Source organism: Aquicoccus sp., assembly GCF_041686535.1.
Classification (GTDB): Bacteria; Pseudomonadota; Alphaproteobacteria; order Rhodobacterales; family Rhodobacteraceae; genus Aquicoccus.
The window spans coordinates 1-8,044 of record NZ_JAWLDS010000117.1 but is presented as its reverse complement, the minus strand read 5'-3'; the positions used below and the strand labels follow the sequence as shown (position 1 = coordinate 8,044).

10 protein-coding genes and 1 tRNA gene are annotated in these 8,044 nt (G+C 60.3%); 2 read left to right on the top strand and 9 right to left on the bottom strand.

Features of this window, described 5'->3' with window-relative positions; all coding sequences use genetic code 11:
- Positions 1–145 (bottom strand): DUF3553 domain-containing protein (locus ACESL9_RS15990; protein ID WP_372675174.1); only part of this gene is annotated, 145 nt, incomplete at its 3' end.
- Positions 146–168: 23 nt separating this feature from the next.
- Here ACESL9_RS15990 and ACESL9_RS15985 point away from each other — a divergent pair.
- Complete coding sequence (locus ACESL9_RS15985) at positions 169–765, top strand: histidine phosphotransferase family protein (RefSeq protein ID WP_372613065.1); 597 nt, start codon at positions 169–171, stop codon at positions 763–765.
- Positions 766–768: 3 nt separating this feature from the next.
- Here the strand turns inward: ACESL9_RS15985 and ACESL9_RS15980 are convergent, their stop codons facing one another.
- The 8 genes from ACESL9_RS15980 to ACESL9_RS15945 all read right to left on the bottom strand — a co-directional run bounded on the left by ACESL9_RS15980 (position 769) and on the right by ACESL9_RS15945 (position 7,634).
- Entirely contained in the window at positions 769–2,034 is a 1,266-nt protein-coding gene (locus ACESL9_RS15980; protein ID WP_372613067.1) for a glutamate-5-semialdehyde dehydrogenase, read from the bottom strand.
- Positions 2,035–2,067: 33 nt separating this feature from the next.
- Complete coding sequence (gene proB, locus ACESL9_RS15975; RefSeq protein WP_372613069.1) at positions 2,068–3,174, bottom strand: glutamate 5-kinase; 1,107 nt, start codon at positions 3,172–3,174, stop codon at positions 2,068–2,070.
- Positions 3,162–4,199, bottom strand: coding sequence for a GTPase ObgE (gene obgE, locus ACESL9_RS15970; RefSeq protein ID WP_372675172.1), 1,038 nt, complete (start codon positions 4,197–4,199; stop codon positions 3,162–3,164). Before obgE ends, proB begins: the two co-directional genes overlap by 13 nt.
- Positions 4,200–4,230: 31 nt before the next feature.
- Positions 4,231–4,770 (bottom strand): GNAT family N-acetyltransferase, encoded by a 540-nt coding sequence (locus tag ACESL9_RS15965; protein ID WP_372675171.1) that lies wholly within the window; start codon positions 4,768–4,770, stop codon positions 4,231–4,233.
- A 170-nt stretch (positions 4,771–4,940) separates the two neighbouring features.
- Complete coding sequence (gene rpmA, locus ACESL9_RS15960; RefSeq protein ID WP_372613075.1) at positions 4,941–5,210, bottom strand: 50S ribosomal protein L27; 270 nt, start codon at positions 5,208–5,210, stop codon at positions 4,941–4,943.
- Positions 5,211–5,231: 21 nt separating this feature from the next.
- Complete coding sequence (locus ACESL9_RS15955; protein WP_372613077.1) at positions 5,232–5,882, bottom strand: 50S ribosomal protein L21; 651 nt, start codon at positions 5,880–5,882, stop codon at positions 5,232–5,234.
- Positions 5,883–6,129: 247 nt separating this feature from the next.
- Positions 6,130–6,978, bottom strand: coding sequence for a hypothetical protein (locus ACESL9_RS15950; RefSeq protein WP_372613079.1), 849 nt, complete (start codon positions 6,976–6,978; stop codon positions 6,130–6,132).
- On the bottom strand, positions 6,978–7,634 hold the full coding sequence (locus tag ACESL9_RS15945; RefSeq protein WP_372675173.1) for a DUF2059 domain-containing protein: 657 nt from the start codon (positions 7,632–7,634) through the stop codon (positions 6,978–6,980). The genes ACESL9_RS15950 and ACESL9_RS15945 overlap by 1 nt, the downstream gene beginning before the upstream one ends.
- 320 nt (positions 7,635–7,954) lie before the next feature.
- On the opposite strand from ACESL9_RS15945, the gene ACESL9_RS15940 reads away from it, so the two are divergent.
- A tRNA-Ser gene (locus ACESL9_RS15940) sits at positions 7,955–8,044 on the top strand.

Below are 8,044 nucleotides of genomic sequence, written 5' to 3'. Positions count from 1 at the left end.
CTTCGATCACCACCTTGCCAACCTCGGGAAAACTGACCGTGATCCTTCCTGCGATGTTTGACTGCACCTGCCCCACCCCCCATTCAGGCCGCTCGGGATGCCGCACGAGCATCCCGGGTTCAAGTATCGCGTTGAGCTCATTCATTTTTCACCCTTTCGGAGACATCCATGGCCCATCCTGATCTCACCCTTGCGGCACTCGTCGGATCGCGCATTTGCCACGATCTCATCAGCCCGGTCGGCGCCATTCACAACGGTCTCGAACTCATCGGGATGGGTGGCCCCATCGACACGCCCGAGCTACGCCTCATCTCGGACAGCGTCAACAATGCCAGCGCAAGGATCAAGTTCTTTCGGGTCGCCTTCGGTGTAGCCTCGTCTGAACAGATGATAGGTACGTCCGAGATAGGCAAGGTGATCAACGATAGCTATGGAGGGGGACGGCATCAAGCCGACTGGCAAGGCGTTGGTGATGTGCCCCGCGCCGAGGTGCAGGCCATATACCTTGGATTGCTCTGCCTCGAGACCGCCTTGCCGCAGGGGGGTATGATAACTGTATCCGGCCACGCCGGGCGCTGGACGCTCGCGGCAACAGGCCCACGCATTGCGCTCGATCCTGACGCCCGCGCCGCGCTCGACGGGGCGTTGCCCGGCGGACTGCGTCCGGCCCACGTGCAATACGCGCTCTTGCCGCTTTGCCTTGAAGGCCTGGGCTCGCGCCTGCATCTCGACCAAAGCGACGAGGCCCTGATCCTGCGCTTTTGACCCTCAGGGCCGCACCGTTCCATCACCTTCGACCAGATACTTGAAACTGGTAAGTTGCGCCGCACCCACCGGACCGCGCGCATGCATCTTGCCGGTCGCGATCCCGATCTCGGCCCCCATGCCGAACTCGCCACCATCGGCAAATTGGGTGGATGCATTGCGCATAAGGATGGCCGAGTCGACCCTTTCAAAGAAGCGTGCTGCCGTAGTATCATCCTCAGTGACAATACAGTCTGTATGGTTCGAGCCATAGCGCTGGATATGTGCAATTGCCGCGTCGATATCGGGCACCACCCGCGCCGCGATGTCCATGTCGAGATACTCGCGCCCCCAGTCCTCCTCGGTCGCAGGGGTGATGCCTTCGATCACCGACAGTTCCGCATCGGCATGAACGCGCACCCCCTTGTCAAGCAATGCCTTGATCACGCCCCGCCCGATGGTGTCACGGATACTCTCATGGATCAGGAGGCATTCGGCCGCACCGCAAATCCCGGTGCGCCGCGTCTTGGCATTGATCACCACGTCGAGCGCCTTGACCGGGTCTGCCGCCGCGTCGAGATAGATGTGCACGATCCCTTCAAGATGGGCAAAGACCGGCACCCGTGCCTCGCGCTGCACGAGACCCACAAGCCCCTTGCCTCCACGCGGCACGATCACATCGACATATTCTGTCATCGCCAGCATTTCTCGCACCGCAGCGCGGTCTCGCGTCGGGACGAGTTGTATCGCGGCTTCCGGCAGGCCCGCATGCCTCAGCCCCTCGATCAGGCAGAGATGAAGCGCCCTGGTGGAATGGAAACTCTCGGAGCCCCCACGCAAGATCACCGCATTGCCTGCCTTGAGGCACAGAGCTCCGGCATCGGCGGTGACGTTCGGGCGACTTTCATAGATCACGCCGACAACGCCAATCGGCGTGCGCACGCGGCGGATATGCAGCCCGCTGGGCCTGTCCCATTCGGCGATCACTTCGCCCACGGGGTCTGGCGCTGCGGCCACGGCACGGAGCCCCTCGACCATCGCCCCGAGGCGCGACTCGTCAAGCATCAGTCGGTCCATCATGGCAGCGGTGAGGCCTTTTTCGCGACCAATTTCCATGTCCTTGGTATTGGCCGCTATGATTTCGGCACGGCGCGCCCAGACGGCATCGGCTGCAGCATTCAAAGCCGCCGTTTTCGTCTCGGCAGGGGCATAGGCCAGTTCAGCCGCTGCCACCCTGGCCTGCCTCCCCAGTGCCTCCATCATGTCTTTGATATCGTTAGCGTCCATCATTTCGACCATCCTCGTCTCACTGTTCGCCTGTGCTCACAAAACCATATCATCACGATGAATCAGCGCGGCCCGGCCTGGAGAGCCCAGCACCCGCTCTATCTCGTGACTGCGAAGACCGGAAATCTGGGCCGCTTCATCCGCCGTGTACCGGCTGAGCCCCTGTCCGAGCTTGTGGCCTTGAAGATCCAGTATCTCGACAGGGTCTCCGCGACCGAACTGGCCCCCAACCCGTATGACGCCGGCGGGCAAAAGACTGGTGCCGCGGGAGAGTGCTTGCGCCGCGCCGACATCCACCGTGATGGTTCCGCGTGGCTTCATCGACGCGATCCACCGCTTGCGGGCCACCTGTGGGTCTCCCTGCGCCTGGAACCACGTAGCAGACTCCCCCTTTTCGATCGCTTTCAACGGGTTGAGACGCAAACCTTGCGTGATCACCATGGCACATCCCGCGGCGGTCGCGGTCTTGGCCGCCATCAACTTTGTCTTCATGCCCCCCTTGGAAAGGCCGGAACCAACATCACCCGCCATTGCCTCGATCTCGGGCGTGATACGCTCGACAAGGTCAAATCTCCGGGCATTCGGCGTGTCGGCAGGATTGGCGTCATAGAACCCGTCAACGTCTGACAAGAGAACCAGGACATCCGCCCCCACCGTCACCGCCACCTGCGCGGCCAGTCGGTCGTTATCGCCATAACGAATCTCGTCGGTTGCGACCGTGTCATTCTCATTCACAATCGGGACGACGCCCAGGTTCAAGAGTTGCTCCATCGTCGCGCGCGAATTGAGGTAACGGCGGCGGTCACTTGAATCTTCCAACGTCACGAGCACCTGCGCAGTGGTAATCCCGTGCGGTTCCAAGCCTTCTTCGTAGGCGCGCGCGAGGCGAATTTGCCCAACCGCCGCGGCCGCCTGGCTTTGCTCGAGCGACAATTCACGTGATGGCAAGCCCAACACGCCACGTCCAAGAGCAATCGACCCAGACGAGACAAGAACGACATCCTTGCCCTGCGCCTTCAGTCTTGCCACATCCTGTGCGAGCCCACGCAGCCAGTCGGCCCGGAGACCTCCTCCCGCCCGGTCGACGAGCAAGGTCGAGCCGATCTTGACAACGATCCGTTTCGCCTCACTCAGGGATGCCACGTCTCGAGCTCCTCGGAGGTCGCCTTGTGCCGCAGACGGTCCTCATCGATCTCTGCGCGCAAGGCGCGCAACGCCTCGGTCACCCCCTCACCCGACACGCTGGACAACATCAGAATCGGGCGCCCCACTTCTGCCTCAAGTTCGGCTCTAACCTCATCACGGCGATCCTCATCCAGCGCATCAACCTTGTTGAGCGCTGTCACACGCGGTTTTTCCGCCAGATGACCGCCATAGGCGTCAAGTTCGTGAATTATGATGCGATAATCCTCGACAACTGTTTCGGACGTGCAATCGACGAGGTGCAACAGGACCGAGCAACGCTCGACATGGCCAAGAAACCGGTCACCGATCCCGCGCCCCTCATGCGCCCCCGCGATCAAGCCCGGAATGTCGGCAATCACGAACTCGACCCCGTCCACGCCCACTACGCCAAGGTTGGGGTGCAGGGTGGTAAAGGGGTAATCCGCAATCTTGGGGCGCGCATTCGACGTCGCGGCAAGGAAGGTCGATTTTCCCGCATTCGGCAGTCCAAGCAGGCCTGCATCGGCAATGAGCTTCAGCCGCAGCCAAAGAGTGCGTTCCACCCCGTCCTGTCCCGGGTTGGCGCGACGCGGCGCCTGATTGGTCGAGGTCTTGAAATGCAGGTTTCCCCAGCCGCCGTTGCCACCCTTCGCGAGCAGTATTCTCTGGCCGACTTCGGTCACATCGGCAATCAGCGTTTCCTGGTCCTCATCGAGAATTTCGGTCCCGATCGGGACCCGCAAAACAATGTCTTTTCCATCCGCCCCGGTACGCTGACGTCCCATTCCCGGGCGCCCGTTGTCGGCGAAGAAATGCTGCTGATAGCGAAAGTCTATCAGGGTGTTGAGGCCCTCCACGGCCTCGACCCAGACGTCGCCACCATCGCCCCCGTCGCCCCCGTCTGGCCCCCCGAACTCGATGTATTTTTCACGACGAAAGCTGATACATCCATTGCCGCCCGAGCCGGATCGGATATGGACCTTTGCGAGATCAAGAAACTTCATGTCATCCTCATACGCAAAGGCCCATGTGGGCTCAATCGCGTTTCAAACTATAGGTCCAGGTGGGCACCGTCGCCCCGCGTGCCACCGAATAGGTTTCAGCGTCTCCGAGATACTCGAACCCCTGGTTGGTCAACACACGCGCCGAGGCAGGATTGTCTTGAAAGACGCTGGCAAAAATGGTTTTGCTGTCCAGAGGATTGGCATCCAGGACAGCAGCCACCGCCTCTTGTGCAATGCCGGTGTTCCAGAATACCGGTGCGACCCAATAGCCGATCTCCGCCTGATTTCGATCCATCCGAGTCAGCCCGATCAGCCCCATCAGCTCATGCCCGCCAATCTTGGTGGCGTCCATCGCCCAGACATCTTCCACCCTGTCCTCCGACTGCGCCCGGCGGATGAAATCCTCGGTCGCCCCTGGCGGCAACGGGTGAGAAATAGACGTGGTGTTGCGTGCCACGCGTTCGTCGCCTGCATAAAGCTCGATCAGTCCCTTGTCCGATACCCGCAGCGGGCGCAGGTCGAACCGATCAGTCTCGATCACCGGCTGATTGATCACCTTTTCCAACTTCATGCGCTGTTACTCCTCCGAAAACGCGCGCCCGCGGTAACGCCCGACACTCTTGCAATCTTACCCGCCTTGCTCCTCACAGGGGATGCACGTCATCGCGATGCAGACCCTTGAACGAGAAAGGGGACCGGCCTTCATGCCGATCCCCTTGTTGTCGAAACCTTAAGGTCGGCTTATTCTGCGGCCTCCATCGCCGGGAGCACCGAAATGAAGGTGCGGCCCTTGAGGCCCTTGTGAAACTGGACATGCCCGTCAACTGTGGCAAAGATCGTGTGATCCTTACCCATGCCCACACCTTCACCCGGCCACATCTTTGTGCCGCGCTGGCGCATGATGATGTTGCCAGCAATCACGCTTTCGCCGCCGAATTTCTTGACGCCAAGGCGGCGTCCGGCAGAATCGCGGCCGTTGCGGGAGGAACCGCCTGCTTTCTTGTGTGCCATATCGCTTTCTCCTTTGCCGTCTTATTTGGCCAGTTTCTTGGCTTGTTCAACCCAGCCTTCACGCTCGATACGGCCCTTGAAACTGAGTTTCTCGTCCATAGCAGCAATGTCCGCATCGGTCCATGCGGCGATCTGGGCGAACGATGTCACCCCGGCCTCGTGCAGTTTCTTCTCGAGCGCAGGGCCAACACCCGAAAGCACCTTGAGATCATCGCCCGCATCCGACGCGGCGGCAGGCTTCGCTGCCTTTGACGTCGCATTCGCCTTTTTGGTCGGCGCCGCCGCGTCAGCCGCAGCCACCGCGGTCGTGCCCACCGATCCGGCGCCCATCGCAGCCTTGATCCCGGTCTTGTCTCCTCCCACCTCAAGAATCTCGGTGATCTTGAGCAGGGTCAGCTTCTGGCGGTGCCCCTTGGTTCGCTTGGAGCTGTGTTTGCGGCGGCGACGTACGAAGTGAATGACCTTGTCACCCTTGACCTGATCGACCACCTCGGCCTGCACGGCCGCACCAGTGACGAGCGGTGCGCCGACAACGGTCTTTTCACCGCCCAGCATCAGCACATCGTTGAATTGAACAGTCTCACCTGCGTCAGCAGCCAGCCTTTCCACCCGGAGCGTATCACCGGACTGGACCTTGTATTGCTTGCCGCCGGTCTTGATTACCGCGAACATGAATCGATTTCCTTTTGCTTCCGCGTCCTTCGGCCCCCATCATGGGCGTTATCGGAGCATGGCCCCACCTCGAACAGCGCGCCTTTGAAGGCGTCATCAACATAATGCCCGGGCGACAGGTCTCCCCGCGCCGGATGGGGGCTTATCTTCAATCATGCAAAGCAAGTCAAGAGGCCGGAACCGCGATTTTCGTGTTCGTCGTAACGATCTGAGACCAGAACCGCACCCAGGCGCTCACGATTTCCGCTCATAGATCTTCCCCTTCCATATGGGCGGCCAGCGCCAGTCCCAAGGCATAGGAAATCTCGGCATACATCCTGTCAAATCCGGCGAAAAGAGCTCGGTTCAGCGCTTGGCCAGACGCGGTTTCGGAAAATGTCGTGTAGGCGGACAGATCGGCGTCCGAAAGATCCGAATAGGCCAGCATGAGATATGACATCATCCATTCTTCGGTGTCCGATCGGGTCTCCTCTTCCTGTGCCCAGACCTCGTCCACCATTTCGGCATCGCTCATCTCGAGCCCGCCACCATCGACCATGCCCTGATAAAAGCGCAAATTGGAATTCAACGCACCCGCAACATTGAACTCGATCAGGTCATTGGCCGCGACGTAGGAGCCGATCAGGTCAAGTCGCCGATCCTGGCCCGGCGCATCATTGCCGCTTTCCCGCGCGGCCCGATAGGCAGCCTTGGCCGCATCCTCGACCGAAGAATCGAGAAACGCCCGCCGCGCGGCGATCTCATGCTCGACAATCCGGTCTCCAGTTTCCGAACGGAAAAAGGCAAGAAGATCCGGCAGATGACGCGCCGGCAATTCTTCCTCGAGGCCGCGTTCCACGGTCCGGGCCATCTTTTCGGTGTCATAGATGCGCGTCACGATACGGTGCCACGCGGCTCCCCCACCGCCGGGCAGGAAATTCTGCCCCAAACCGGCGCCGAATTCCTCGCCCTCTTCCTGCATGATTTCCATGAGCGGGGTCAAAGCCAGCGCCCGGTTCAGCGCCGCCCGGTCTTCGGCCTCATCCGCAGCCACCTCCTGCACAAAGAAAAGGGCCAAAGTCACGGCAAACGCCGAGCGGATCAGTACACGCATCATCACAACTCCTCTTCCAGCTCCAGCGCACCGAGCGCTGTTGCCAGCGCCTCGAACCGGTTCGCCATGATTTCCCATTGAACCGCATTCAACAGCTCATAAACCTGCTGCATCCGCGGCTCTTCCAACGCTCGGGCATAGGTGCGGACATCCTCATCAGAAAAGTCGCGATAGGCATAGGTCGAATTGACCAGCGTCGATTCCCTCATCCGAGCACGCATCTCTTCCTCGTTTTCCCAGAGGAGCGCACGCAGGGCATCCGCATCCAGTAGGCCATCTATCAAACCCGATGCACTTGCTGCCATGAGAAACCGGAACTGGATTTCCATAACGGCAGCGACAGCATTGCCCGACGAGTCGATCGCCGCATTCATCCGTTCAAGATAGCCGATCCTTGGGTCATCCCGTTCTCTCAGCCTGGCCAGGATTCTCTCACCCTCTTCGCGTTTCAAGTTGTCATCGCCTTGCATGTGGACGCGGTTCTCGGCCTCAACCAGACGCTGCCCCAAGGGCGTGGCATAAAACTCGACCCCATGATGCAAGAGATCCTCGCTCAACGTTCCCGCAAGAATGTCCAACGCCAACCGCTGCAATTCGTCGCGATCGAAAACCTGTTCGGTGATCTCTTTCCAACGATACCCGAACGCCTCGGCCCGCATCCCCAGAATCTCAGGAGCATCTGCGGCCATCAAGCCGATCGAATCTACTGCAACGTCAAATCCGGTTACGTTCAGGAAAGACCTGAGCCGATCGTGATCTTCCGCCTGGACGGGGCGGAACAGCGCAGCGAGAAACAAGACGCCCGAAAAGAGCGCGAGCCGCACAACGCACGCAAGATCTCTGCTCCGTTGATCCATGACTGGTACCTGCTGGTTCTGCTGCCCCTGCTTGAAATCTAGGGGAAAACCCTTTCGGCGCAATGCAAAACCCCTCTTGATCCGCCCGCCAAAGCCGATTAAACGGCCCCACAGATCCCCGCGGAGAGGTGCCGGAGTGGTCGAACGGGGCGGTCTCGAAAACCGTTGACCCTTCACGGGGTCCCAGGGTTCGAATCCCTGTCTCTCCGCCA

What these genes read in the sequence shown, in the direction of transcription:
- ACESL9_RS15980 (WP_372613067.1), bottom strand. Translation starts at nt 2,034, where the DNA reads ATGATGGACGCTAACGATATCAAAGACATGATGGAGGCACTGGGGAGG.
- obgE (WP_372675172.1), bottom strand. Translation starts at nt 4,199, where the DNA reads ATGAAGTTTCTTGATCTCGCAAAGGTCCATATCCGATCCGGCTCGGGC.
- rpmA (WP_372613075.1), bottom strand. Translation starts at nt 5,210, where the DNA reads ATGGCACACAAGAAAGCAGGCGGTTCCTCCCGCAACGGCCGCGATTCT.
- ACESL9_RS15965 (WP_372675171.1), bottom strand. Translation starts at nt 4,770, where the DNA reads ATGAAGTTGGAAAAGGTGATCAATCAGCCGGTGATCGAGACTGATCGG.
- ACESL9_RS15955 (WP_372613077.1), bottom strand. Translation starts at nt 5,882, where the DNA reads ATGTTCGCGGTAATCAAGACCGGCGGCAAGCAATACAAGGTCCAGTCC.
- ACESL9_RS15945 (WP_372675173.1), bottom strand. Translation starts at nt 7,634, where the DNA reads ATGCGGGCCGAGGCGTTCGGGTATCGTTGGAAAGAGATCACCGAACAG.
- ACESL9_RS15985 (WP_372613065.1), top strand. Translation starts at nt 169, where the DNA reads ATGGCCCATCCTGATCTCACCCTTGCGGCACTCGTCGGATCGCGCATT.
- ACESL9_RS15950 (WP_372613079.1), bottom strand. Translation starts at nt 6,978, where the DNA reads ATGATGCGTGTACTGATCCGCTCGGCGTTTGCCGTGACTTTGGCCCTT.